This is a genomic window from Cylindrospermum stagnale PCC 7417, assembly GCF_000317535.1.
In the GTDB taxonomy this organism is placed as follows: Bacteria; Cyanobacteriota; Cyanobacteriia; order Cyanobacteriales; family Nostocaceae; genus Cylindrospermum; species Cylindrospermum stagnale.
In genome coordinates this window covers 1,036,916-1,062,141 of the sequence record NC_019757.1, presented here as the reverse complement: position 1 = coordinate 1,062,141, position 25,226 = coordinate 1,036,916, and the positions used below count along the sequence as shown (strand labels likewise).

Here is a 25,226-nt window from a genome sequence, read left to right as displayed (position 1 = left end):
TCAAAAATTTATTGATCCAGCAAATCATGGTAAACTGTATTCAGGTGATGAGGACGCTCAATGGAAGTTTTCTTGGCTAATATTAATCATCTTGAAAGGATTTCAGTCTTATTTGATCAATATCGGATTTTTTACAACCAGGCATCAAACCTTGAAGGGGCCAAGGAGTTTCTCAAAGAACGTTTTCAGAATAATGACTCGGTAGTGTTTGCAGCTAGTGACAATGGGAAATTAATTGGATTTACTCAGCTTTATCCCAGCTTTTCTTCAGTGTCGATGAAACGAGTATGGATATTGAACGATTTGTATGTGGAAGAGTCCTATCGCCGGAGGGGAATTGCCAAGTTATTGATGAGTGCTGCGGAAGAATACGCAAAAGAGAGTGGAGCCGTTCGCGTAATTTTAGCGACTCAAATTTCTAACATAACCGCGCAAAAACTCTATGAAGCGCGAGATTATATTAAGAATGAAGAGTTTTATCATTACGCTTTGCCGTTGCAGTAGTTACATAAACGTTGAGGGTGGGGTACTCTACTGCGTCAGATAGAATAAAGATAGAGCTGATATACATTGCACTGATTAAGCGTAATTCCTAATGACCACTTCACCCCGCCGTTATCACATCACCACCTTTGGTTGCCAAATGAACAAAGCCGACTCAGAGCGCATGGCTGGCATCCTAGAAGACATGGGCTTTGAGTGGTCAGAAGACCCAAATCTGGCAAATGTGATTCTCTACAATACCTGCACAATTCGAGATAATGCCGAACAAAAAGTTTATTCTTATTTGGGTAGACAGGCAAAACGCAAGCACGAACAGCCAGATTTAACTTTGATTGTTGCTGGTTGTGTTGCCCAACAAGAAGGAGAAAGCCTTCTGCGGCGCGTGCCAGAATTAGACTTGGTAATGGGGCCACAACACGCCAACCGTCTTAAAGATTTGCTGGAGTCGGTGTTTGACGGCAACCAAATTGTGGCAACTGAGGCAGTTCACATTATCGAAGATATTACTAAGCCGCGCCGAGATAGCAGCGTTACTGCTTGGGTAAATGTGATTTACGGCTGTAATGAACGCTGCACCTATTGTGTAGTTCCCAATGTGCGCGGTGTGGAACAGTCCCGGACGCCGGAAGCCATTCGCGCGGAAATGGTGGAACTAGGAAAGCTTGGTTACAAAGAAGTTACTTTACTCGGTCAAAATATTGATGCTTACGGCCGAGATTTGCCAGGAGCAACACCCGAAGGACGCCACCTGCACACTTTGACAGATTTACTGTACTACGTCCATGATGTGCCGGGAATTGAGCGGCTAAGATTTGCTACCAGCCACCCCCGTTATTTCACTGAAAGATTAATTAAGGCTTGTGCAGAGTTGCCGAAAGTCTGCGAACACTTCCACATTCCCTTTCAATCTGGGGATAACGAACTGTTAAAGGCAATGGCGCGGGGTTATACCCAGGAGAAATATCGCCGGATTATTGACACTGTTCGACGGTATATGCCGGATGCCTCGATTAGTGGGGATGCAATTGTTGGGTTTCCTGGGGAGACAGAAGCACAGTTTGAAAATACTCTGAAATTGGTAGAGGATATTGGCTTTGATTTGTTGAATACAGCAGCTTATTCACCCCGTCCAGGCACACCAGCGGCTTTGTGGGACAATCAGTTGAGTGAAGCGGTGAAAAGCGATCGCTTACAACGGCTCAATCATCTGGTAAATGTAAAGGCAGCGGAGCGATCGCAACGTTACTTCGGACGCATCGAAGAAGTGCTAGTAGAAGACCAAAACCTCAAAGACCAAACCCAGGTAATGGGACGCACCAGGGGTAATCGTTTGACTTTCTTCGCAGGCGATATCAACGAACTCAAAGGGCAATCGGTAAAAGTGAAAATTACCGAAGTTCGCCCCTTTAGCTTAACTGGTATACCAGTAGAAGTAAGGCAAGCAACCCTAGTCTAACCCATGTAGAGACGTTGCATGCAACGTCTCTACGTTATGCGTGATTTGCAGATCATCATATAATTATTTTTTTGAATTTTAAATTGAAGCGTACTGAGGGACATCCTCTCAGGTTTTCTTCAATTAATTCTGAGGAAAAAAACATAAAGCTGCACGATAGTCTATATATCTAAAGTAGAGAATATTTTTCTCCTTCTCTCTGAAAAGGAAGATATTTATCTCAAATAAAAATTCTGGGTATAAATACATAATATTTTTATTTTCCTTGATAATAATTAAACCTTTAGATGGATGCAGAAAATAACTAGCTGATGGTAGATTTTAGATCACAGGGAAGGCTAAGAAGAAGTGACTTAACTTTAATATTTCTCTTCATCTTTCTCGACTCAATCATTTTTTTTAATTTAATCAGGAGAGCGTTATGAGTATAGAAAATCGGATTAAGGCAACTGCTAAAAATATTGAAGGTAAAGTTCAAGAAGCAGTGGGAGAAATTACCGGAGACCCCGCAGCTAAAGAAGAAGGCCAGGTGAAACAAGCAGAAGCACAAGTACTTCACACTGTTGAAAATCTCAAAGATCAAGTCAAACAAATTATTGACTAAGTTTCATTTCTCATCCCATGTATTTATGGAGATGCACATAATTAATCAGCCTTGGCAGGTTTTGCTCTGGTAGGCTCAGACTTTATTCTGTCTGATAATTAAGTGCAACCTCATAGAAAATTGGTATCTAGAAAGTTTAGATAGTAATCGACATATCTAGACAATTCTACTTTGAAACAAATAGCTAAATAGATGCATTAAGTATTGTTTTCTTTTGGAAATTAAGATGATTCAATCTCAACAAGTTCATAAGTTTCTGTTAAGTATTAGCCTAGTTTTATTCATCTCAACTGGCATCGCCTTTGGTTTTGCTGCTGAAGATAGTTGGGCTGCAACTTCATTCACACAACTACATACTCAAATAGCAACGATAAATAGAGCAGAGGCGATTGCTAAGAACATTCAAGGCAAAACTCAAGAAGCGATCGGCAACATTACAGGTGATCCTAAAGACCAAGTTATAGGAAGAGCCAAGCAAGCCGAAAGCCAAATTCGTAACACAGCAGAAGATGTAAAAGACAATGTGCGGTTAACACCAAGAGCCAAAGCAGTGAAGAAAAACGTTGAAGGTAAAACCCAAAACGCTATTGGCAAGATTACTGGTGATTCCAAAGACCAAGCGGTAGGAACAGCGAAACAAGTGGGTGCAGGGATTATCCACACTGTTGAAGATGTGAAAGATAAAGTTAAAGACATTATTAACTAAGTTTCATTTCTGAAGAAAGTTTAGATAGCTTGATTACTATCCACTTCCGATAGATAAGGGATGAAACGCAAATGGAATTACTTTGGTTTATCTTGATTGGCCTAGTTGCCGGATGGCTAGCGGGGCAATTAGTTAAAGGTGGTGGATTTGGACCTGTTGGAGACATCATAGTTGGTGTTATCGGCTCGTTGCTGGGCGGTTATCTCTTCCGCACTCTAGGGGTGTCTGCTGGTGGTGGGTTGCTCGGTAGCTTGATCATCGCGACGATTGGTGCAGTGGTTTTCTTATTTGTGTTGCGCCTAATCAAAAGAGCTTAGTCAATTACACTAGATAGAGATGGCGAAAAGCGCCCGCTGGAAGCAGCCACGTTAGCCGCCGCGCGCTCGCTTTTCGTCGAATTTATGCCAAAAGGCTTGAAGAAGAGAAATTCGCGCTCATCAATTTATTTTTTCTGGCGATGGCGTAACCGTATGAGTGCTAGAGGAGCCGTTTTCGGCATTACCGCCAGCGTTCAACCACAGCATCTAGTCCGCGCCGTACTGTCGGCGATCGCTTACCAAGTCCTGGAAGTGGTGCAAGCAATTAACGCCTCTAGCAGCACACCAATGGGACGATTAATCGTCGATGGTGGTGCTTGCGAGAGCAATTTCCTCATGCAGTTCCAGGCTGATGTGTTAGAAATTCCCGTAGAACGCCCGATGATGAACGATATAACAGTACAGGGCGTTGCATTCGCAGCGGGTTTGGCTGTGGGATTTTGGCATAGCTATACAGCACTCGTGCAGCAAAGGCAGATTGACCGAGTGTTTGAGCCTGGTAAGGGGATGGAGGATGCACTAGCTAACTTTGCTACTTGGCAAAAACCAGTGAAACGCACTCTAGCATGGGTGGATTAGTCAACTCCCTTTGGGGGAATTCAAAAATCAATCTAAAATTGGTAAAAACCGATTTTGTCAGGCACTCTAGAGAATCTCCCTGTACGATGCCCTCTAGATAATTCATTCAGCACCTTGTTTTTCACCTCTCTAACTTGCTGAGAATCAAGTTTTCCATAAATACCTGTGACTACTTCCCCGACGCTGAAAACTCTTTCCGGATTTTGTTCTAACAAAGAGGTGATGGCATCAATCAAAAATTGACCTTCAAACGCTCCGAGTAAGGGTACTGTTTTCGACTTCGGCAAGAGGAAAGGTTTTTTCTTTTTGGATTTGACACCCATAGAAGCGCCATTAGTCGGGGATAGCATGGTTAAATCGAGAGTGTAACAACCAGGCTCATTGGGGATAGCTTCCCAGACGCCTCTTTCTCTACCCTGGGTGAGTGAGGATTGGACTCTACCTTTAACTACTTTAAACAGATATGGTTCTAGCTCTCCATAAAGCGATCGCACAACGAAATCTATATGGCAGACAGTCCCCATATAGTCTTGTAGTAGCATTTTCAGAGCCTCCATCCGAGAGAGTCCTTGATACTGGGGTAACATGGGGACTTCTGGCCCCTTAATGGAGTGATCGTTGCTTTCTGGGGATGTAATTGGTGGTGGAGAATCTTCTTCCTCTGCTGCTGAGAGTAAATTATCTATCTCCAAGTCGTCTGAGTTTGGCAGATGAGACTTTATAGACTCCACCAAATCAATATCAGAGATGCTATCCGGCGACAGCAGCAACAGTGAGCCTTTTTCAGAACCAGTGTGGTTCCCATTCACCGCCTCAAGTCGGGAAAGCTTTTCCTTTCCGTCTGCTTGATACCAGTTAGACAACAAAGCTTCAACATGATCAAGTTGCGATCGCGCCTGTATAAATAGACGTTCGTGTTCTTCCACGAGGCGAGCATAATAGTCTCGTAATTCTAGCAATGGAGAGATGAACGTGTCTGGAGGTAATTCTAATTGTCCCTTTGAATTCATAAAGTTTCTCTCAACCTAAATCGGTATCGCTCTTGTAAGTCATTGGTCGTGGTCTAGCTTTCTTAGATTCTTGTGGTGATCTTTTGGGTGCTTGAGGAGGGCGACAACTCTCACAATATAAAGGTCGAGGTCCGAAAGTCTCCCGTTTTGTAGCCTCATTGCACTGTTTACAGACAAAGTGAAAAATCCGCGTTTGAATCTGTCTCTTGTGCGCTTTGACAGTATATTCCCTAACATCAATGATTTTAGTAGCCATAATTAGGAATTGTAAGTTTCCGTCCTCTTAATATAGCTATTCAAGCAAATGAAACTGCATCAGTGCGTGTTCAGATGCAAGTTTTCTTCAAATTATTAAATTAGGGACGCTAATATTTCTGACTGATGTCTTCATTTTGGGGTTTACTCAGATTCAAATCAAAAACCGCCTCCTGATTACAAACAAGAGGCGGTTTACAGTTTGCTTCCTTATTTAGTAGTCAAACTCTTCGCCTGTGCCTGCTCCAACCGCCGTCTTGGTCTTTGGCTCAGGCTGATCGACAACGATGCACTCGGTAGTCAATACCATCCCAGCAATCGAAGCTGCATTTTGTAAAGCCGAACGAGTGACTTTGGCAGGATCGACAATCCCAGCGGTAAACATATCGATAAACTCATTTGTTACGGCGTTATAGCCGACATCAAATGGCTTCTCCTTCACCCATTCAGCAATCAGCGCCCCATTCTGTCCAGCATTATCAGCAATCCGCTTCAGAGGCGCATAAATAGCACGGGAGACAATATTTGCCCCGATAAGCTCTTCACCGCTCAGGTGTTGCTTTGCCCATTCCTCCAGTTGTGGGGATAGGTGTACTAGAGTCGTACCACCGCCAGGCACAATTCCTTCTTCTACCGCTGCCTTAGTGGCGTTGATGGCATCTTCTAGGCGCAGTTTTTTATCCTTCATTTCGGTTTCTGTGGCTGCACCCACCTTAACTACAGCGACACCACCAGCCAATTTTGCTAAACGCTCTTGCAGCTTTTCTTTGTCATAGGTAGACTCAGTTTCTGCCATTTGACGGCGGATTTGTTCACAACGAGCCTTGACAGCTTGTTCGTTACCTTCAGCCACAATGGTTGTGTTTTCTTTCGTAATCGTGACGCGTCTAGCTGTACCCAACATATCTAATTGGGTATTTTCTAGCTTGAGACCGGCTTCTTCGGTAATTAATGCACCATTAGTCAGGATGGCCATATCTTCCAACATCGCTTTACGGCGATCGCCAAAACCAGGCGCTTTCACAGCGGCGACATTGAGTACACCCCGTAGGCGGTTGACAACAAGAGTTGCTAGGGCTTCTTTTTCAATGTCTTCGGCAATAATCAACAGTGGCTTACCAGAACGCGCTACTTGCTCCAGCACTGAGACTATTTCCTGTACGAGAGTAATTTTTTTGTCGGTGAGCAAAATGTATGGTTCTTCTAATATTGCCTCCATTCGTTCTGGATCGGTGACGAAGTAGGGAGAGATGTAACCTTTATCAAAGCGCATCCCTTCAGTAATTTCTAGTTCGGTGGTCATTGACTTCCCTTCTTCTAGGGTAATTACCCCGGACTGTCCCACTTTTTCCATCGCACTAGCAATCATCTGTCCGACTTCTTCATCGTTACCGGCGGCGATCGCTGCGACTTGTGCGATCGCTAATGCGTCTTTCAGCGGTCGGGAGTGTTCAGCAATTTTTTCGACAAGTAATTGAGTAGCTTTGTCAATCCCGTGCTTCAGGGCGATAGCATTCGCCCCTGCGGCCACGTTCCGCAGACCTTCTCGCACCATCGCGTGAGCTAAAACCACAGCAGTTGTAGTTCCATCACCAGCAACATCATTCGTCTTAGAAGCAGCTTGACGAATGAGAGCTACCCCTGTGTTTTCCACATGCCCTTCTAATTCAATTTCTTTGGCTATGGTGATTCCATCATTAACAATCTGCGGAGCACCAAACTTTTTCTCTAAAACTACGTTACGACCTTTGGGACCAAGAGTAACAGCTAGGGATTCGGACAAAATGTCCATACCCTTTTGCAAAGCACGACGAGCGTCCTCATTATAAATGATTTGTTTGGACATATATATCCTCCTAAATTAATTAGGCAATGAGGCAAGGGGCAAGAGGCATTAGGCAAGAGGTAAGAGGGTTTTAGACTCTTTCAAAATTCTTTACACCGTTATCTTTATTTATGCCTCTCTACTTAAGTTGATCAGAGGAATGTATCGAATACAGTGATTGCCAACAGCGTGCCATCGGCATAAAGGAAACAAAACTGACCCATAACCAGTAATTACCAATTTCTATGCCAGGGTTGCCAAAATATCTTTTTCACCCAACAGAACGTAATCTTCATCACCAAGTTTGATTTCCGTCCCCGCATATTTGGAATAGAGAACTCTCTCGCCCACCTGAAGATCAATCGCCTGACGTGAGCCATCCTCATTCCGCTTACCGGAGCCTACAGCTACAACGGAGCCAATTTGGGGTTTTTCTTTGGCGGTGTCAGGTAGAAAAATTCCTCCAGGTGTTTTATCTTCTGATTCACTCACCTTAAGCAAAACCCTTTCGCCTAATGGTTTAACGGTGGAAACGCTGAGAGATATTTTTGCCATATCCATCCTCCAGGCGTTGAAAAAACCTTGTGTAATCGAGATCAAAAGAGGAAAGTGATTGTCTAAGTCCAATTCAGTCTGGTTTGTCTGTCAACTCTGAACAGTTAGACTTACCACAACAATATGATCATTAACATTTTTTTCTTCCACTTGTAATCTATCAATAGGCAACAAAATCTGTGGGTGGTTTACCGAATGCCATAAGTGTAGAAAATCGGAAACTCTGGTGTCTAAGTACTAGATGCAGACGGCAGAGTGTCAATTTGACATTTCTTTGATGATTCAATTTTTATAATCTAGGACTGACGCTTACAGAGGTGAAACCCTTGATTCACCGTAGAATTGATCAATTCTATATTTGTTACTTGATGCGTAAATCCTAGTAATATTTGAGGTCTTGGGAAACTTTTTTCCATCTGGATCTGTCCAAAATCCAAGACAGACTATGCAGTCTGTATTTACTAAAAGTATTTGAGTAATTCAGCTAACTGGAATATCGAGAATTTCTCGATATTGATCATGGTTCATGGAAGGAGCTAACGTTATGCCTTATACCAAAAAAATCGTCGGTCAGTTGTCCCGGTTGATGAATTTTGCAACTTGTGGTGCTCTCTTGGCTACAGTACCCATAAATGCAGATATGTCGTCTGTTTTAGCGCAAGAGATCGATCTCACGACCACTCCCTCAGTGATAGCCCAATATCCAATTTACAGAGAAAACAATACACGGGTGTTGCGAGCCGAGTCAGGCCCAGATAACAGAGGACGTTGGCGATTTTCTCAGCCGCAAGATGTCTCGCGAGATGCAATGCAAGGCCAAGGTTGTACTGATGTCGGCGGTGGGGGGGCGAGTTGGCGTTGTCCACGCCCCATGATTAGGGTGCAAGTAAATAATCAGCGTCCTGACTATGGGCGTCCTGACTATGGGCGTCCTGACTATGGGCGTCCTGACTATGGGCGGAATATACGGCAATTGCGAGCCGAGTCAGGCCCAGATGATAGAGGACGTTGGCGATTTTCTCAGCCGCAAGATGTCTCGCGAGATGCAATGCAAGACCAAGGTTGTACTGATGTCGGCGGTGGGGGGGCGAGTTGGCGCTGTCCACGCCCCATGATTAGGGTGCAAGTGAATAATCAGCGTCCTGACTATGGGCGTCCTGATTACGGACGTCCTGACTACGGGCGGAATATACGGCAATTGCGAGCTGAGTCAGGCCCAGATAACAGAGGACGTTGGCGATTTTCTCAGCCGCAAGATGTCTCGCGAGATGCAATGCAAGACCAGGGTTGCACTGATGTCGGCGGTGGGGGAGCGAGTTGGCGTTGTCCACGCCCCATGATTAGGGTGCAAGTGAATAATCAGCGTCCTGATTACGGGCGTCCTGATTACAGGCGAAATATACGGCAATTGCGAGCTGAGTCAGGCCCAGATAACATAGGACGTTGGCGATTTTCTCAGCCGCAAGATGTCTCGCGAGATGCAATGCAAGCCCAAGGTTGTACTATTGTCGGCGGTGGAGGAGCGAGTTGGCGCTGTCCACTCCCCATGATTAGGGTAGAAGTGAATAGAGGGCGCTAATTATTCACCGAATATCTGAAAAATTTTCTGGGAAACCCCACCCTAACAAAGCTTAAGGGTGGGGAGAATGTCAACAGAAAATATCTCATCAAAAGATCACTTGCTGTCGACAAAATCGGCATCAATTACATCTTCAGCGCGATCGCTTCCAGCACCTTGTCCATCGCCTTTTTGCCCATTACCGTTAGGGCTTGCCGCTTTGGCGTAGACTGCACTACCGACTTGCATTAAGGCTTGCTGTAACTCAGCCGTCAGGGACTTAATGCGATCAAAGTTATCTTGGTTAATCGCTGTCCGTAAATCTTGTACTAGCTTTTCAACGCGATCGCGATCGTCTGCACTCACCTGATCACCCAAGTCTCGGAGTTGTTTCTCAGCCTGATAAGCCAAGGAATCGCCAATATTCTTGGCGTCAATTTGCTCACGGCGTCTTTTATCTTCCGCTGAGTGGGCTTCAGCATCCCGCACCATGCGTTCTACATCCCGCTTATCTAAAGTCGAAGCCCCTGTAATCGAAATCGACTGCTGTTTATTTGTCGCCCGGTCTCTAGCGGTTACCGACAGAATACCATTAGCATCAATATCAAAAGTGACTTCGATTTGTGGTACACCCCTAGGTGCTGGGGGAATACCATCAAGGCGGAAATTACCCAAACTCTTGTTATCTGCGGACAATTCCCTCTCACCTTGGAGAACGTGAATCTCTACATTAGTTTGACCATCCGCCGCTGTCGAGAAGATTTCCGATTTTTTCACCGGGATAGTTGTGTTGCGCGGAATAATCTTGGTCATTACACCCCCAAGAGTTTCCACACCCAAAGACAAGGGAGTAACATCCAACAGCAAAATATCTTTCACTTCACCAGACAACACACCCGCTTGAATCGCCGCCCCCACAGCCACAACTTCATCAGGGTTAACCCCCAGACATGGTTCTTTATTCGTGATTCGCTGTACCAATTCTTGCACGGCGGGAATGCGAGTCGAACCCCCCACCAGCACCACTTCATCCAATTCTGCGTTACTGAGTTTGGCGTCTTGTAATGCTTGTTGTACTGGCTTGCGGCAGCGGTCTAAAAGATCCGAGGTCATCTCCTCAAATTTACCCCGCGTCAGCGTCACATCCAAGTGTTTTGGACCTTCTTGAGTAGCGGTGATAAAGGGGAGATTGATATTGGCTTGAGTAGCACTCGAAAGTTCGATTTTCGCTTTTTCTGCTGCTTCGGTCAGTCTTTGTAAAGCTTGCTTGTCTTTACGTAAATCAATACCTTCGTTTCGCAAAAACTCCGACGACAGCCAATCGACAATCTTTTTATCGAAGTCATCACCACCTAAATGGGTGTCACCGCTGGTAGATTTGACTTCAAAGACACCATCACCCACTTCCAAAATAGAAACGTCAAAAGTACCACCGCCAAGGTCAAACACTAAGATGGTTTCATTGTGCTTTTTATCTAAACCGTAAGCGAGGGCTGCTGCTGTTGGTTCGTTGATGATGCGGAGGACATCCAAACCAGCAATTTTTCCAGCGTCTTTGGTAGCTTGTCGCTGGGAGTCGTTGAAGTAAGCTGGAACGGTAATCACTGCTTGGGTAACTTTTTCGCCTAAATATTTGCTAGCATCATCAACTAATTTTCTCAATACTTGGGCAGAAATTTCCTCTGGTGCAAATTGTTTTTTGGCTGCGGGACAGTCGAGTTTGACATTGCCGTTACTATCGCGGAGAATTTTGTAAGTAACTTCTGTAGCTTCGTGGGTGACTTCTTCAAATTTGCGCCCAATGAAGCGTTTAACAGAATAAAAGGTATTTTCTGGGTTCATCACTGCTTGGCGTCTGGCTATTTGACCTACCAAGCGTTCGCCAGCTTTGGTATAAGCTACAACCGAGGGAGTGATGCGCTGCCCCTCCAAGTTAGCTATTACCAGGGGTTGCCCTCCTTCCATGACGGCAACACAAGAGTTTGTTGTTCCTAAATCAATTCCAACTACTTTTGCCATATATTTTCCTTGGGGCTTGAGTAATTGCCGCGCCGAGAAAAAACAGGATTGATCGGACTTGATTCAACAGTGAAATATTCCCCCAACCCGCACCAGTTTCTCTAACTCTCTAACCAGTTCGCACTACAGGAGAACCGGTGGGGTGTCTTCATTAACTGGATTTATTTAGAGTCCGGAAAATTGTCCAGCCAATCCTGTCTGCTTTCGACTTGAGATTAGGGACTTCCAATTAAGAAAATATGCAACTGATACTTGTGGGGTGGGCTTCTAGCCTGCCTTTGTTTATTAGACGGGCGGGACTGACCACAAGATGAGATAATTGATTTGTTGGAGTTCCCTGAATTTAAGCCATAAAGTTAACCGAGATTAACTTTGACAGCTTTGTGTCTTTCAGATTCGGCTTTCGGCAAGTTCAGGCGGAGAATACCATTTTGATATTCGGCGTGCACTTTGTCGTTTTGAACTAGAGAAGGTAAAGGAATTATCCGCTGGAATTTGCCATAACGAAACTCAGACCGAGTAACGCCATTTTCTTTGGTTCTACTTTCCGTCTTCCGCTCACCGCTAATCACAACTGATTCGGGAGTCACTTCTACATTGATATCTTTTGGTTCTAGACCGGGTACTTCTAGCCTCAGGTTCAGTGCTTCTTCGGTTTCTTCGAGTTCAGCAGCAGGGATGAAGTTGAATCCAGCCCTTTCTCCACCATCAGTTGGTATCAACCTGTCAAACAAGCGATTTATTTGCCGTTGTAGACTGCTAACGTCGCGGAATGGGTCTGAGCGTTCAGCGTCGCGGAATGGGTCTAAGCGTTCAATTTCCCGGAACGGGTCCCAACGAATTAGTGCCATAGTTTTCACCTCTAAAATGCACTATTTGATCATGGGAGGCTCAATATCGAGCTTTTTAGCTGCTACCTTTATTCAACGTTCAATTTTTTAAAGCTCAATCTTTAGCTTCCTAGCTCAACACTAACACCAATATTCTAGATAAGTAGGTTCGGTTTTTTTGCAATCTGCGATCGCAATAGCCGTACCTATCCAGAAAATTTATATTTTGTTGAAAATCCACTAGGACTGTTTTCAGATCAATCTACCGGCTGAGGGTGCTGTCCTCTCTCCACAAAAGTTTTTTTACACTATAGAATAAGGAATTTCCTGGAGAACAAAACCAGGAATAGCTTGTTTGCAGTTGGATTGCGGCTCTTTTCTACAGCAGAGTTAAAACCTTAGCTTCTCAAGGAGAATATATTCGGATGGCGCGAAAAAAGCAGAAATCACCTCTGTTGCATTCTCAATCTCTACTAAATACTAGATGTCCCATTTGTTGCATCATCCCGCCCCATTTGCTGGAAAGTATCGTTGTCAATGGCGAATCTCAGCAACGTAATTGGGCTTTTCTGACCTTAGATATCTCTGCACAACTGCGCGGACGGCGGAAGGCCGTTGGTAATTTCTTCTTTGCTCCCTCCCCTGGAGTCAAGCGCCGCACTATCTACGATGCTAAACGTACCCAAAACCTGCCTGGTGTATTGGTGCGTAGTGAGGGTGAACCTCCCACCACTGATATAGCTGTGAATGAGGCTTATGACGCTACAGGTGCTACTTATGACTTATTTTATGATGTGTTTGAGCGCAATTCGATTGATGATAAAGGACTGCGTTTAGATTCTACGGTGCATTTTGGGGTCAATTATGACAACGCCTTTTGGAATGGCGACCAGATGGTTTATGGTGATGGCGACGGCAACTTATTTCAACGCTTCACTAAATGCATTGATATCATTGCCCATGAGCTAAGTCATGGTATTACCCAGTTTGAAGCAGCTTTAGAATATAACGGTGAACCAGGGGCGTTAAATGAATCTTTTGCTGATGTCTTCGGTATTTTAGTCAAACAGCGGGTGCAAAATGAAACCGCCTTAGAGGCAGACTGGATCATTGGGGAGGGTTTGTTAGCACCGAATATCAAGGGTGTTGGTATCCGCTCTTTGAAAGCACCAGGAACAGCTTATGATGACCCAGTAATGGGTAAAGATCCCCAACCGGCACATATGAAAGACAAGTTTCTGGGTGAGGAAGATAATGGTGGGGTGCATATAAACTCCGGTATCCCCAATCATGCTTTTTACCTAGCGGCGGTGGAGATTGGCGGCTATGCCTGGGAGAAAGCTGGTAAAATTTGGTATGTGAGTTTGCGCGATCGCCTCCGCGATAAATCAGACTTTAAAACAGCTGCCGAGACAACTATCAAAGTTGCTGGGGAACTCTACGGTATTGAAAGCCCAGAAAAAGCAGCAGTGGAGAATGCTTGGCGACAGGTGGGTGTAATCTAGAAATTAATATTCAGTTTGAATTTTATTGCTAGACTGGGGAATGGAAGCTTCCATTTCCCAGTTTTTTTTATTTCTGCGATCAACAGCACAAGGGCGAGCAAAAAAATGCGAATTTCCTTTGAACGCACGGGCGGCTTTGCTGGGATAAGTAAGATTACAACCGTTGACACGGCTACTCTCCCGCCACAGGAAGCCGATGTACTGCCCCGACTGGTGGAAGTTGCCAATTTCTTTAAGCTACCAGAATTAATTACGAACCCTAATCCCCAAAGCGATCGCTTTCAATATAAGTTAACTGTGGAAGATCATGGGCAGCAGCACACAGTCACCGTTGGTGAGGCAGCATTACCAGGCACTTTAAGACCGTTGATTGAATGGCTGAATAACATTGCCCGTCGTCCCGTTTAACTTTTTTGAATTCAAAATGCACTCATAGAGCCTACGGCTCCCGTAAGGGATACAAAATTCTGTTAGGAAGAGAAGAATGGAAATAATTTTGAATTAATTAATTCTGGGTACAAGCCCCCGCCATAATCTTTGATTTGGTGGTCAACAAGAAAGTGGTGAGTCCAAAGCTACCACTAATTGTCTTTAATGAAAGAATTTTGAATGAGAGAATTTTGAATTGGAGCGAAGCGACTTGACCTACCTTTTGAAACAAAATTTTAATTCATATTTTCTGCAATTATCTTTAAATCAGTGTAGACTATAAATACAATACTGATTTAGTCGAACCAGTGAGAACATCCTATCAATACCGATTAAAGCCGACTAAAAGACAAGCTGAAATTATTGACAATACATTAGATATGCTGCGCTGTCAGTATAATTATCAGCTGGCTCAAAGGTTTGATTGGTATGAGCAAAACAGATGCTCTATAGATAGATGTTCTCTAGTTGTTTGCCATATCCCAGAACTTAAGGACAAGCCGAATAGATTTAGTCAACAAGCAACACTAACCCAACTAAAAAAAGACCGTCCTTGGTACAAAAGCATTCACTCTCAGGTATTGCAAGAAGTATCCAAAAAAGTTGAATTAGCGTTTGATAAATGGTTGAAAGGAGATTGTAACGGGAAAAAATCAGGTAAACCTAGATTTAAAGGTAAAGGACAGTATAAAACATTTACCTACCCACAATTCAAAAAGGAGCATTTTCAAAATAATCAAATAACTCTATCAAAAATTGGTACAGTAAAAGTCATTGTTCATCGTCAAATACCAAATGGCTTTGATATTAAAACCATGTCTGTCACCAAAAAAGCCGATGGATATTATGTAACTCTAAGCCTTGAAGCTCAAACAGTCCCAACAGTCAAACCTGATTTTGACGCTAAGAATATTGTAGGAATTGATGTAGGTCTTATTGATTTTTATGTTGCCTCTGACAATACCAGAATTGCTGCGCCAAAATATCTACGCAAGGCTGAACGTAAATTAAAGTCGGCACAGCGTAAGGTTTCAAGACGCCAAAAGGGTTCTAATCGTCGGAAAAAAGCTATTAACAAACTGAGTAAGCAACATAAAAAAGTTGCTGATACTCGTAAAGATTTTCATTTCAAAACAGCTAAGTCCCTACTTGATAAGTATGACGTTATTGCTGTTGAAAAACTAAATATCAAAGGATTAGCTAAGTCTAGGCTAGCCAAAAGTGTAAACGATGCTGGATGGGGTCAATTTATTTCAATACTTACAGTCAGAGCCGACAATGCTGGGCTGAAAGTAGTTGCTATAAATCCCAGCGGTACTTCGCAGGAATGCTCTAATTGTGGTTCCAAGGTAATAAAACCACTATCTCAAAGAATGCACAATTGCCCTAATTGTAATATCAGTTTGTGCAGGGATCTAAATGCCTCTATAATCATAAAGAATCGTGGGACGCACGATCTAAAAGCTCAGATAATGTCTTCAACGAAGAGTCTCTGAGAAGCCTACACCTACTCGAAGAGAGGTGTAGGTACGTCACATTGGTTCCCAGCCGACGCCTTTGTAGCCATAGTCAAAAATTTCGGGATGCAAAATTTCCGCCAAAATTTCCAAAGAATCTACCAGTCGTGGACCTGGACGGTTAAAGTAAGCATTGCCATCAGCTACGAAAACTCTACCAGTTTGGGTGGCGTGGAGTTTTTGCCACTCTGGAAGTTGAGTTAATATCTTGGCTTCCTGGCGAGTGCGATTTAAATCAAAACCGCAGGGCATAAAAATAATCACATCTGGATTACTGGCGATCAATGTTTCCCTCTGTAATTGACAAGATGGCTTACCTGCAATGCTAAATATTGTCTGTCCACCTGCCAAGTTAACTAATTCGGGAATCCAGTTTGCAGCAGTCATTAAAGGATCAGTCCACTCGATGCAAACGACTTTGGGAATTTCTGCTAAAGAAAGTCCTTGGATTTTTTGCTGACAAATTTTAACGCGGGCTTCTAAGTTTTCTAGCACTTTTACTGAGTCTACCCCGAAGACGTTGCCGACTCGCTCAACATCAGCCCAAACATCCGAGAGAATATTGGGTTGTAAGGAAATAATCTGGGGTGAGGAGTGGGTGAGGGTAGCTACAGCCTTTTCAACTTCTTTTAAACTGACTGCACAGACATCACACTGGTCTTGAGTCAGAATGTGGGTAGGCTGCAATCGTTCTAAAACATCTGTTTTGATTTGATAAATACTCAGGGCAGATTGCAACAAATTGTTTACATCAGCGTGAATATCACTGCTAGGTGCTTTGCTGTCTAAGCGGGCTTGGGTACAAACCGGCAGATGTTGGACTTCGGGGGGATAGTCACATTCATGCGATCGCCCAACGATAGCATCAATCAACCCCAGATTCGCTAAAATCTCGGTTGCACTAGGAATCAAAGAGACTATTCTCACACCGCTGTCTGTCATTTCTCCACCTCCAAAACCGCTGATATCTCATCTATTGTCGCAAAGTTCCGCCTGTGGGTTATCTTTCTTTAGGGGAGTGTATGGGACGACTTTCTCAATCTACGTCGTTAGATGGGTGTCATGTTTTTAGAGGATGTCTCTGAGAAAATTTGAGTAGGAGTTAGTTCCCAAGTGGGAATTACCTCCCTCCGAGATAGGCTCACCTTGGGTTACGATTTATATTTTTCTATTTTAGAATCCAGAGCATTTTTATTTAATTTGTTAACTCACTCTTAGATTCCCAGCTTTACCATTAAATTTTATAATGATTGTGATATATATTTTGATAAACCTGTGAGTTTCGACAACGTTTGTAAAATATTAGCTGAAAAGTATCCACTTGATTTTGCGCGTTGGTTGCTAACTGAGGAACCGCGAAACATCGCAGTATTAAAAACCGAATTAAGTATCGAACCAATTCGCGCTGATTTTGTCACCTTCTTACAAACTGAAAATCGGATTTTACACATTGAATTTCAAACCGGAGCAATGTCTAAAACTCCTATTCCTTTGCGGATGTTGGATTATTCGGTGAGGTTGATACGTCAATATAAAGTTCCCGTAACTCAAGTAGTGATTTTCTTACAAGAAACAACTAACGAAATCGCCTTTACCGAAGAATATCTTAATGAGACAACAACTCACCGCTATCGCGTCATTCGGATGTGGGAACAAGATTCAGACTTATTTCTCGATAATCCGGCATTATTGCCCTTGGCACCATTAACGCAAACAAATTCACCCCAGAGCTTATTATCGCAGGTTTCCCAGAATGTTGCTAGAATTTCGGATAGAGAGACTAAACAGGATATTGCCGCTTACACAGAGATTTTAGCAGGCTTGCGGTTTGATAAAGACTTAATTCGTCAATTGTTAAGCGAGGAAATTATGCAAGAATCAGTAATTTATCAGGATATTTTGCAGAAGGGTGAGCAACGTGGTGAGCAACGGGGGGAGCAACGTACAATTATCCGCCAGCTTAATCGCCGTTTTGGTGAAATAGATTCTTTATTGATTGATAAAATTAGAATGCTATCACTTGAAAAGTTAGATGATTTAGCAGAAGCATTACTAGACTTTTCAGAAATAGGTGATTTAGTAACTTGGTTAAATCAATCAAGTGATTAAGTCACATATTTAGACCAAATTCTTGTTTCTGTAATTCTTTGTTCTTTTGTGTCTTTGCATGAGGTAAAGAAGATATCGAAGGTGGGCAATGCCCACCCTACGGTAGAATGATTATTTAATCTGCACCCTCAATTGGTGCAAAACCTTGACGCTGGATGTTTTCTGTCACAGTGCGCGGTTCTAGGAACTGTAGCAGGTAATCAGGTCCACCGGCTTTAGAACCGACACCGGAAAGTTTAAATCCGCCAAAGGGTTGGCGAGCGACGATCGCACCAGTGATGGTACGATTAATGTACAAATTCCCAACTTCAAAGTCTTGTTCTGCCTGCTGGATATGGGAAGGAGTGCGAGAATATAGTCCCCCTGTTAAGGCGTAATTAGTCCCGTTGGCAACTTGCAAAGCTTCCTGGAAATCTTTAACGCGAATTACAGCCAGCACTGGGCCAAAAATTTCTTGTTGGGCAATTATCCCATTTGGTGGCACTTCACTAAAGATGACAGGCCCAATAAAATATCCCTGTTCTGGTGCGGGTAACTCTAGAGCCACTTCTGCTTCTGCTTTCCCTTTTTCAATATACTCAAGAATGCGCGATCGCGCCGGAGCATCAATCACCGGGCCAACTTGAGTGCTGGGTAACTCCGCTTCCCCAATATTTAGGGATTTTGTTGCTTCTACCAACCGCTGCACAAAGGCATCATAAACTGGTTCCAGGACAATCACCCTGGCAGCAGCAGAACATTTTTGTCCGCTGTAACCAAATGCCGACTGCACCACCCCAACTACAGCTTGGTCTAAATCAGCACTTTCATCAATGATAATGCCGTTCTTGCCACCCATTTCGGCAATCACCCGCTTCATATGCTTTTGACCAGGTTTAACTATCGCCGCTTCTGCGTAGATTCTACAACCTACTTCTTGAGAACCTGTAAAAGCAATTACATGAGTTTCGGGATGATTTACCAAATAAGCACCGACTTGAGAACCCTTACCGGGAACATATTGAAATACACCCTTAGGAATACCTGCCTCAATGAGAATTTCTGTAAGCTTGGCAGTAATCACCGAAGATGTTTCCGCAGGTTTGAGTAAAGTGCAATTACCCGCAACCAACGCGGCAACTGTCATTCCACAAGCGATCGCTAAAGGGAAATTCCAAGGAGAAATTACGACAGCAATTCCTCGTGGCTGGTAAAGATAACGATTAGTTTCCCCAGAAACATCGTAATTTACCCCTTTATCCAACCGTTCCATCTCCGAGGCGTAGTAGCGACAAAAATCTATCGCTTCCGAAACTTCGCCATCTGCTTCCTTAACTGGTTTCCCAACCTCCAAAACTATCCAAGCAGAAAGGGAGGCGCGGCGTAGTTCCATCAAATCAGCAGCTTTCCGCAAAATGTCAGCGCGTTGTTTCACAGGAGTTTTACGCCAAGCGGGAAAAGCAGCTTTAGCCGCTTGCATCGCTTGTTCCGCTTGTTCCACACTGATTAATCCGACTTTCCCAATTACCTCGCTAAAATTTGAGGGGTTAAGGGAATCGACATATTTCTCGGTGTTAACGTATTCGCCATTGATTAACGGTAAATAAGTTTTGCCAAATTGCTGACGAACACTTTCAAAAGCTTGAGCGGATTTGATTCTCACATCCTCTTCAGCATAATCTGTATCTGGCGCACCGGGGAACCCCCCCTCAGTCCCCCCCGCAAGCGAGGGGGAAGCTGGAATCGGCGGCGCTATCAACTCCTCAACCGGTCGATTTTCCAGATTTTGGCGAATGAAAGAACTATTAGCCGTATTTTCCAACAAACGGCGAATTAGATAAGCCATTCCCGGTAATAATTCACCATAGGGACAGTAAACACGGACGCGATAACCCTTGTCAACTAAAGCTTTGGCGACTTTATCACCCATGCCGTAGAGGACTTGCATTTCAAAACGACGACCGGGGACATTTAAACTTTCAGCGATCGCAATGGCGCGAGAATGCGATCGCACATTATGACTACCAATGGCAGCATACACATATTGATGATTTTCTAGCAACAACTGAGTGATCGCCTCAAAATTGGCATCTGTTGCCGCTTTGTCGTTGTAAACTGGCTGTGGCCAATGTTTCTGAGCAGCTTTAATCGTTTCTTGATCCCAGTATGCACCTTTCACCAAGCGGATGGTTAAAGGATAACCACGCTGTTTCAACCAAGAAATCACCTCTTTGGCATCTTGCTCACTGTCACGCAGATATGCTTGGATAGTCAGTCCAACATCTGTGCGTTGGCGAAACTCTTCTTCTAGCAGCAGTTTTTTGAGAATGCTGAGAGTGATGTCTTTGTAAGCGTACTGTTCCATATCAAAATGGACAGCAGCGCCTAATTCCTTCGCACGACGTAAAAGGGTGCGAATGCGCGATCCTACTCGCTCCTCACTACCTTTAGCATCTAGAGGGTCAAATTGAGAATAAAACGCCGTTAACTTCACAGAAACCTGAACTTTTGGGATTTGTTCACCATCTGCTTCATCAATAGCCGGAATTGTTGTCCAACTCTTGGATGCTGCCACCAATTGTTGCATTAATTCCATGTAGCGTTCTAGATAAGACTGCGCTTCAGCTTCTGTAATCACCGCTTCACCGAGTAAGTCGATGGTGAAAGCCATTTTCTCTTTCCGCAGTCGTTCAACTGTTTTGATGACTTGTTTAATATTTTCCCCAGAAATATATTTATGGGCCAGGGTTTCGACTGCTGTCCCCACCGTTGTCGCTGCCACTTGTCCCGGCATCGAATCGGGGTTAGCAAAGTTTAGCATCCCCTTTAAAGCTGCGGGTAGTTCTACAGACTCATCTCCCAGATATTCTTGTAAATGGGCGGCAATTTCTGGTTTACTGCCTAAAGCGGGTAAAGTATCGATAAAACGAAATAACTGCACCCGCAATCCGGGGTTACTCATTGCCCAAGCTAGCAATTTATCATCCCACCGCATCTGATCGCGCAAAGAAGCAAAAAATGAGCGATTTTCTTGAGTTAATGCCAAAAGTTGTTTAGCAATTTCTTGGGTTTTAGCTTCGTAAGTGCTGTTTTGTACTTGTAATACCACTGATAATAAACTCCTGATTTACGAGATTCTTTACTAGGGACTAGAGACTAGAGACTAAGGATTGAGAAAACTCTTACCTTTTTCCCCATTACCTTTTTCCCCCTTACCCTGTGTCTTCTATTTTGGCGCTTTAATTTTGCTGCCATCATATCTAGAAAGGAAGATAGCGACTTTTTTCTGAGGCCAATCTTGCCCAATGCATAAAACTGCACTACATCGCTGTGAATAAAGTAGCGGATGTGCTAGACCTACGCTATTGTGTACAGCTTTTTCAAAAGTATTGTGTGAATGTGGTTGCATCCAGATTTGGGGAAAAACTTACCTTTGATATCTTTGTTGTCAGCAATTGTCTGCCTGGGAGGTTGTACAAACCAGCCGACAGATGATCAACTGGAAGTATGGCGCAAAGAAGCGATCGCTCGCAATGCTCAAATTGTGGCAGATAATGCCAAAAAGACACGGCCGAGTGAGTGGAATTTGGTTATTCAGGGTGAGACGGCAACTGGTAAACCTGTAAAATTAGATTGGCAACAGCTTTTTGCCTTGGCTAATACCCATGTAAAAACCACTGATGCCAATCAGGTTGTCCAGCGAGAGCGGATTTTTGACTTTCGTGGTATCCCTGTATCAGGGCTGCTAAAAAATTTTGGTTATCAATCGAATGTCACTGAAGTCACCTTTGTCTGTTACGACGCTTATCAAGTGACTCTTCCTTTGACGGATTTGCTAGCTTACCCGATTATATTGGCACTTACTAGTAATGGCAAACCAATTGAACGCGACCAAGGTGGGCCAACTTATTTAGTATTTCCCGATACTGATTTTCCGCAATTGCTACAGAAGTATGATTCATCATCCTGGGCATTTTACGTTAACCATGTAGTGGTTGGTACAGAAAGGGTCAAACTGCAAGTGGGGAAGCGGGAACTTAATTTGACCGACTTAGACAAACTACCCCAAGTCACTCTGACAGAACCTGTTGGTTACAGAGTTGGCTGGCCTAATGGCAAAATTCAACTGCATGGGGTGCGTATGCGAGATGTTCTGGCTTTAGCTGGTGTCCAACTACCCTCGTTAGGATTCGTTGTGGTACGAGGAAAGCCACCAATTTACAATAACCCGGCTAACCCAGTTACTTTGCCAGCTGCTAATGTGCGTGACTGTGATATTGTCCTAGCAACTAGATGGGGTGAAGACAAACAGCTAATTCCAGCCAGAAAAGGTGGCCCGATAACTCTGGCTTTTGGTTCTAACTGCAACCTCAAAGATCTGCCATGGGTAACGTTTGTAGAAGCGTTGACTACAAAACAATGAAATTTTTAACTTCCCGGTCAATTCGCACCCAAATCATGACTAGTACAACGCTGTTAATCCTCACCTTGGTTGGTGCAGTGGTTCTAGTTTGGGCAAAAAGTGAAAGTTATCTCTACCAGCAAGAAAAGCTGAATGAAGCCAGATCTTTTTCTAAGGTGTTGAGTTATACCTATTTGAACGAACTCACTGAAGAAAACTGGAGTCAAATTCGCCTCAATTTAGATTTGCTGCTGCGGGAAAATGACGAATTTGTCTATGCAATTATTTCTGATAGTCGTCAAGAAAATCAGATTATTGCTTCATCACCTAGTGAGTTTCAAAACCAGTATGTTCCTGATGTTGTGCCTTTGAGGGTGACAAATGCCTCCCTCAAGTTAAGCGGAAAGACACTGATTACAAAAACATTTGCCCTGCGAGATCTTTATTTTGGGGGAAAATTGCGGATAAAGCGGGGCGAACACTTGATTGAAGCGGCTTCAGATATCGTCACCTTGAGTGGTAAAAAACTTGGTACTTTACGGATTGGTGTATCTTTGCGACGGGTAGATCAAGCTGTGGTCAATGCGGTGCAGCAAGCTTTAGTGGTAGGTGTTGTGGGACTTGCTGTTGGTTTGGTGTTTGCATATATTCTGGCACAGCATCTGAGTAATCCCGTGCGGCGTTTGCAGGTGAGTGCTGCCAAGATTGCTGGGGGAGATTTGCAGCATCGTGCAGAGATCAATCACCGTGGAGATGAAATTGGCGCCTTGGCGACTTCGTTTAATGAAATGTCCTCAGCGTTACAGGCGTCGTTTAGTAAGTTGCAAAGGACTTTAGATTCTTTTGAGAGATTTGTGCCGGATAAGTTTATTTTAGCGATCGCACCCCAAGGTGTGGAAAATATTGAGGTGGGTGTGGCTTCAATCCGGCCGATGACCATTTTATTCTGCGATATCCGGGGTTATACGTCGATGTCGGAGGCGATGGCACCGATGGAAATTTTTATGTTTTTGAATGACTACTTGGCTTGTATGGGACAAGCCATCGATCAAGCAGGTGGGTTTATTGATAAATATATCGGTGATGCGATCATGGCGCTGTTTGATGATCATGCCACCGATGGCGCACTGAAAGCGGCAATTTTGATGCATCAGGCTTTGGATAAATTTAATGAGCTACGATCGCAAAAAGGGTTACCCAAAATCGATGTCGGTATCGGCATTCATCGCGGGAAGGTTGTTATGGGTACGGTGGGTTTTACTTCCCGTATTGAGTCTACAGTCATCGGTGATGCGGTAAATGTCGCTTCTCGCATTGAGGGATTGACGAAGCAATATAACTGTGCGGTGCTGCTAACTGAGTCGGTAGTTAGCAGTTTAGCTTACCCAGAAGCATTTTCTCTCTCTTTGGTAGATCAGGCTGTGAAGGTGAAGGGGAAAGATGAAGCGATCGCTATTTATCAACTTGAGGTTTGATTGTCTCAACAGGCCATGATCCGCAATTGATCATTAATCATTTACAAATCTCGCCGCGTCAGCAAAGAACCGCAATCGTTAAAGCTGAGTAAATCATTAATTCCCCAGTATCCTGCACCTGGGAGATGTCCGACCGGTGCTTTGAGGTCAAAAGTGGCTTCATTGTAGTACATCCATTTATTATCTTTGCGCCAACCGATGCGGTCGCCAAAAGCTTCCCAAATTTCTCGGTTGTACTCTCTGGTTCCACCCAAACCTTGATAAATACGCTTTTGGACAGAGAAGCCAAAGCGGCCATTGCTGTGTTTAACCCACAACTGGTCAATTGTCCGCAGGTCTTCATAGGGAAAGGTGTCAATATCTTCTAAACGCAGCGACCGGGGATTTTCTCTGCCAGCTACCGCTAACATCACTCGCGCTGTTTCTTCATCAGCTTCTTTCCACTTTCTGGCCACGAGTAAGTCCCGCAGTCGGCTATAGTCCATCCCCACAGATGAAAATAGTTCCTCCCCTAAGGGCTTGCGGTGAGAATTTGGGGGTGGCGTTCCTTGCTCTCCTAAGGGCTTACTCTTAGGGTTTGGGGGTGAGGTACTAGCGATACCCAGAATTTCTCTAAACTCTAGCACCGACTGGGGACGGTCTTCAGGTGCCAATGCCATACCTTCGAGGATCGCATCATTGACGCGATCGCTAATTTGTGAATTATATTTATTTGGTGGTAAGAGTAGGCCTTGATTTCGATAATTAGCCGGACAAGGTATCACCTTGGTGAGCAAACTATATAGCGTTGCCGCTAAAGCATATACATCAGTATAAGGAGCAAAAATTCCTTTTCTGTCATACTGTTCAATCGGTGCATAACCATTGGTTCTGTCATTTGTCATGCTTTCGAGTCGCCCAAGCGTATATTCTCTGGCTAAACCAAAATCAATTAAAACCGCTTCTTTTGTCCTCCGGTACAAGATAATATTATTCGGCTTGACATCCCGATGTAAAAAGCCCTGTTGGTGGACATATTCTAAAGCTTGCCCCACCTGGTCAATGTAGCGTAAAGCCTCATCTTCTGGCAACTGCCCACGCTGGTCAACATAAATTCCTAAATCTTTGCCATCAATATATTCCATCACCATGCCCCAGAGTTCATCCTCTTGAATGACTTCATAAACTTGGACAATATGGGGATGACTGCATTTAGCTAACCGCAGCGCTTCATTGACAAATTTTACCTGTAGTTGGTGAAAATCCTCTTGATTCTGTTGAATGGGGTTGAGGGTTTTGATCGCAAACAATTTACCTGTGTCCTGTTCTATGGCGCTATAGGTGACACCAAAACCACCCATACCAAGGACTTTTTGGATAATGAATCTTCCGTTATCGAGTAGTTGATTAGGTGCCCAAAGTTTCATTGATTTGTAAGTTTAAATATAATATATGCGCCGAAACCCCACCCCTGCACCCCGCAAAAGAGTCGGGGAAAAATGCTCCACCTATCTGCTAGGTTAGAGGCGATTACTTACAACTGTAGCTTTTTTATTAGTATCTAACTAAGTAAATATTTTTAATTAAAGTAGCAAATAAGACTAAATGACTAC

The 25,226-nt window shown here is 43.9% G+C and carries 20 protein-coding genes and 2 pseudogenes; 13 read left to right on the top strand and 9 right to left on the bottom strand.

Going from position 1 to position 25,226, the window contains the following annotated elements; genetic code table 11:
- The first annotated feature begins 60 nt into the window (after positions 1 to 60).
- The 6 genes and pseudogenes from CYLST_RS04345 to CYLST_RS04320 all read left to right on the top strand — a co-directional run.
- On the top strand, positions 61 to 504 hold the full coding sequence (locus CYLST_RS04345; protein WP_015206492.1) for a GNAT family N-acetyltransferase: 444 nt from the start codon (positions 61 to 63) through the stop codon (positions 502 to 504).
- Between the two features lie 91 nt (positions 505 to 595).
- Positions 596 to 1,960 carry a tRNA (N6-isopentenyl adenosine(37)-C2)-methylthiotransferase MiaB gene (gene miaB / locus CYLST_RS04340; protein WP_015206491.1) on the top strand — a complete coding sequence of 455 codons (1,365 nt, stop codon included), beginning with the start codon at positions 596 to 598 and terminating at the stop codon, positions 1,958 to 1,960.
- Positions 1,961 to 2,381: 421 nt separating this feature from the next.
- On the top strand, positions 2,382 to 2,564 hold the full coding sequence (locus tag CYLST_RS04335) for a CsbD family protein (protein WP_015206490.1): 183 nt from the start codon (positions 2,382 to 2,384) through the stop codon (positions 2,562 to 2,564).
- Between the two features lie 361 nt (positions 2,565 to 2,925).
- A pseudogene (locus CYLST_RS35730) lies at positions 2,926 to 3,093 on the top strand (CsbD family protein); the annotation flags it as partial.
- Positions 3,094 to 3,341: 248 nt separating this feature from the next.
- The gene (locus CYLST_RS04325) at positions 3,342 to 3,587 is read left to right on the top strand and encodes a GlsB/YeaQ/YmgE family stress response membrane protein (RefSeq protein WP_015206488.1); all 246 of its coding nucleotides are present in this window, start codon (positions 3,342 to 3,344) and stop codon (positions 3,585 to 3,587) included.
- 153 nt (positions 3,588 to 3,740) lie between these two features.
- A pseudogene (locus CYLST_RS04320) lies at positions 3,741 to 4,166 on the top strand (FGGY-family carbohydrate kinase); the annotation flags it as partial.
- A gap of 32 nt (positions 4,167 to 4,198) precedes the next feature.
- Here the strand turns inward: CYLST_RS04320 and CYLST_RS04315 are convergent.
- The 4 genes from CYLST_RS04315 to groES all read right to left on the bottom strand — a co-directional run bounded on the left by CYLST_RS04315 (position 4,199) and on the right by groES (position 7,811).
- Entirely contained in the window at positions 4,199 to 5,176 is a 978-nt protein-coding gene (locus tag CYLST_RS04315; RefSeq protein WP_015206487.1) for a hypothetical protein, read from the bottom strand.
- 10 nt (positions 5,177 to 5,186) lie between these two features.
- The gene (locus tag CYLST_RS35720; RefSeq protein ID WP_015206486.1) at positions 5,187 to 5,432 is read right to left on the bottom strand and encodes a hypothetical protein; all 246 of its coding nucleotides are present in this window, start codon (positions 5,430 to 5,432) and stop codon (positions 5,187 to 5,189) included.
- A 213-nt stretch (positions 5,433 to 5,645) separates the two neighbouring features.
- On the bottom strand, positions 5,646 to 7,277 hold the full coding sequence (gene groL, locus CYLST_RS04310; protein WP_015206485.1) for a chaperonin GroEL: 1,632 nt from the start codon (positions 7,275 to 7,277) through the stop codon (positions 5,646 to 5,648).
- A 222-nt stretch (positions 7,278 to 7,499) separates the two neighbouring features.
- Entirely contained in the window at positions 7,500 to 7,811 is a 312-nt protein-coding gene (groES, locus tag CYLST_RS04305; RefSeq protein WP_015206484.1) for a co-chaperone GroES, read from the bottom strand.
- A 544-nt stretch (positions 7,812 to 8,355) separates the two neighbouring features.
- Here groES and CYLST_RS04300 point away from each other — a divergent pair.
- A complete protein-coding gene (locus CYLST_RS04300) occupies positions 8,356 to 9,390 on the top strand; it encodes a hypothetical protein (protein WP_015206483.1) in 1,035 nt (344 codons plus the stop codon).
- A 96-nt stretch (positions 9,391 to 9,486) separates the two neighbouring features.
- Here CYLST_RS04300 and dnaK read toward each other — a convergent pair whose 3' ends face one another.
- Positions 9,487 to 11,388 carry a molecular chaperone DnaK gene (gene dnaK / locus CYLST_RS04295; protein WP_015206482.1) on the bottom strand — a complete coding sequence of 634 codons (1,902 nt, stop codon included), beginning with the start codon at positions 11,386 to 11,388 and terminating at the stop codon, positions 9,487 to 9,489.
- Positions 11,389 to 11,744: 356 nt separating this feature from the next.
- Positions 11,745 to 12,239 (bottom strand): Hsp20/alpha crystallin family protein, encoded by a 495-nt coding sequence (locus tag CYLST_RS04290; RefSeq protein ID WP_015206481.1) that lies wholly within the window; start codon positions 12,237 to 12,239, stop codon positions 11,745 to 11,747.
- Positions 12,240 to 12,643: 404 nt separating this feature from the next.
- On the opposite strand from CYLST_RS04290, the gene CYLST_RS04285 reads away from it, so the two are divergent.
- The 3 genes from CYLST_RS04285 to CYLST_RS04275 all read left to right on the top strand — a co-directional run bounded on the left by CYLST_RS04285 (position 12,644) and on the right by CYLST_RS04275 (position 15,648).
- Complete coding sequence (locus tag CYLST_RS04285) at positions 12,644 to 13,723, top strand: M4 family metallopeptidase (protein ID WP_015206480.1); 1,080 nt, start codon at positions 12,644 to 12,646, stop codon at positions 13,721 to 13,723.
- A gap of 105 nt (positions 13,724 to 13,828) precedes the next feature.
- Positions 13,829 to 14,131, top strand: coding sequence for a protealysin inhibitor emfourin (locus CYLST_RS04280; protein WP_015206479.1), 303 nt, complete (start codon positions 13,829 to 13,831; stop codon positions 14,129 to 14,131).
- Positions 14,132 to 14,460: 329 nt separating this feature from the next.
- Positions 14,461 to 15,648: an RNA-guided endonuclease InsQ/TnpB family protein gene (locus tag CYLST_RS04275; protein ID WP_015206478.1), complete on the top strand. Its 1,188-nt coding sequence runs from the start codon at positions 14,461 to 14,463 to the stop codon at positions 15,646 to 15,648.
- A gap of 36 nt (positions 15,649 to 15,684) precedes the next feature.
- Here CYLST_RS04275 and CYLST_RS04270 read toward each other — a convergent pair whose 3' ends face one another.
- Complete coding sequence (locus CYLST_RS04270) at positions 15,685 to 16,611, bottom strand: cobalamin-binding protein (RefSeq protein WP_015206477.1); 927 nt, start codon at positions 16,609 to 16,611, stop codon at positions 15,685 to 15,687.
- Positions 16,612 to 16,944: 333 nt separating this feature from the next.
- On the opposite strand from CYLST_RS04270, the gene CYLST_RS04265 reads away from it, so the two are divergent.
- Entirely contained in the window at positions 16,945 to 17,778 is an 834-nt protein-coding gene (locus CYLST_RS04265) for a DUF4351 domain-containing protein (protein ID WP_015206476.1), read from the top strand.
- 115 nt (positions 17,779 to 17,893) lie between these two features.
- On the opposite strand, the gene pruA is transcribed toward CYLST_RS04265, so the two are convergent.
- Positions 17,894 to 20,866: an L-glutamate gamma-semialdehyde dehydrogenase gene (gene pruA / locus CYLST_RS04260; RefSeq protein WP_015206475.1), complete on the bottom strand. Its 2,973-nt coding sequence runs from the start codon at positions 20,864 to 20,866 to the stop codon at positions 17,894 to 17,896.
- A 288-nt stretch (positions 20,867 to 21,154) separates the two neighbouring features.
- Between pruA and CYLST_RS04255 the strand changes: the two genes are divergently transcribed.
- Both CYLST_RS04255 and CYLST_RS04250 read left to right on the top strand, forming a co-directional pair.
- The gene (locus CYLST_RS04255; RefSeq protein WP_015206474.1) at positions 21,155 to 22,180 is read left to right on the top strand and encodes a molybdopterin-dependent oxidoreductase; all 1,026 of its coding nucleotides are present in this window, start codon (positions 21,155 to 21,157) and stop codon (positions 22,178 to 22,180) included.
- Complete coding sequence (locus CYLST_RS04250) at positions 22,177 to 23,634, top strand: adenylate/guanylate cyclase domain-containing protein (RefSeq protein WP_015206473.1); 1,458 nt, start codon at positions 22,177 to 22,179, stop codon at positions 23,632 to 23,634. Before CYLST_RS04255 ends, CYLST_RS04250 begins: the two co-directional genes overlap by 4 nt.
- A 41-nt stretch (positions 23,635 to 23,675) precedes the next feature.
- Here the strand turns inward: CYLST_RS04250 and CYLST_RS04245 are convergent, their stop codons facing one another.
- Positions 23,676 to 25,040, bottom strand: a complete 1,365-nt coding sequence (locus CYLST_RS04245; protein ID WP_015206472.1) for a serine/threonine-protein kinase — start codon at positions 25,038 to 25,040, stop codon at positions 23,676 to 23,678.
- Positions 25,041 to 25,226 lie beyond the last annotated feature (186 nt).

Bases quoted from the DNA above. Each gene is read 5' to 3' on its own strand.
- CYLST_RS04345 (WP_015206492.1), top strand. From the start codon at position 61: ATGGAAGTTTTCTTGGCTAATATTAATCATCTTGAAAGGATTTCAGTC.
- miaB (WP_015206491.1), top strand. From the start codon at position 596: ATGACCACTTCACCCCGCCGTTATCACATCACCACCTTTGGTTGCCAA.
- CYLST_RS04335 (WP_015206490.1), top strand. From the start codon at position 2,382: ATGAGTATAGAAAATCGGATTAAGGCAACTGCTAAAAATATTGAAGGT.
- CYLST_RS04325 (WP_015206488.1), top strand. From the start codon at position 3,342: ATGGAATTACTTTGGTTTATCTTGATTGGCCTAGTTGCCGGATGGCTA.
- CYLST_RS04315 (WP_015206487.1), bottom strand. From the start codon at position 5,176: ATGAATTCAAAGGGACAATTAGAATTACCTCCAGACACGTTCATCTCT.
- CYLST_RS35720 (WP_015206486.1), bottom strand. From the start codon at position 5,432: ATGGCTACTAAAATCATTGATGTTAGGGAATATACTGTCAAAGCGCAC.
- groL (WP_015206485.1), bottom strand. From the start codon at position 7,277: ATGTCCAAACAAATCATTTATAATGAGGACGCTCGTCGTGCTTTGCAA.
- groES (WP_015206484.1), bottom strand. From the start codon at position 7,811: ATGGCAAAAATATCTCTCAGCGTTTCCACCGTTAAACCATTAGGCGAA.
- CYLST_RS04300 (WP_015206483.1), top strand. From the start codon at position 8,356: ATGCCTTATACCAAAAAAATCGTCGGTCAGTTGTCCCGGTTGATGAAT.
- dnaK (WP_015206482.1), bottom strand. From the start codon at position 11,388: ATGGCAAAAGTAGTTGGAATTGATTTAGGAACAACAAACTCTTGTGTT.
- CYLST_RS04290 (WP_015206481.1), bottom strand. From the start codon at position 12,239: ATGGCACTAATTCGTTGGGACCCGTTCCGGGAAATTGAACGCTTAGAC.
- CYLST_RS04285 (WP_015206480.1), top strand. From the start codon at position 12,644: ATGGCGCGAAAAAAGCAGAAATCACCTCTGTTGCATTCTCAATCTCTA.
- CYLST_RS04280 (WP_015206479.1), top strand. From the start codon at position 13,829: ATGCGAATTTCCTTTGAACGCACGGGCGGCTTTGCTGGGATAAGTAAG.
- CYLST_RS04270 (WP_015206477.1), bottom strand. From the start codon at position 16,611: ATGACAGACAGCGGTGTGAGAATAGTCTCTTTGATTCCTAGTGCAACC.
- CYLST_RS04255 (WP_015206474.1), top strand. From the start codon at position 21,155: ATGTGGTTGCATCCAGATTTGGGGAAAAACTTACCTTTGATATCTTTG.
- CYLST_RS04250 (WP_015206473.1), top strand. From the start codon at position 22,177: ATGAAATTTTTAACTTCCCGGTCAATTCGCACCCAAATCATGACTAGT.
- CYLST_RS04245 (WP_015206472.1), bottom strand. From the start codon at position 25,040: ATGAAACTTTGGGCACCTAATCAACTACTCGATAACGGAAGATTCATT.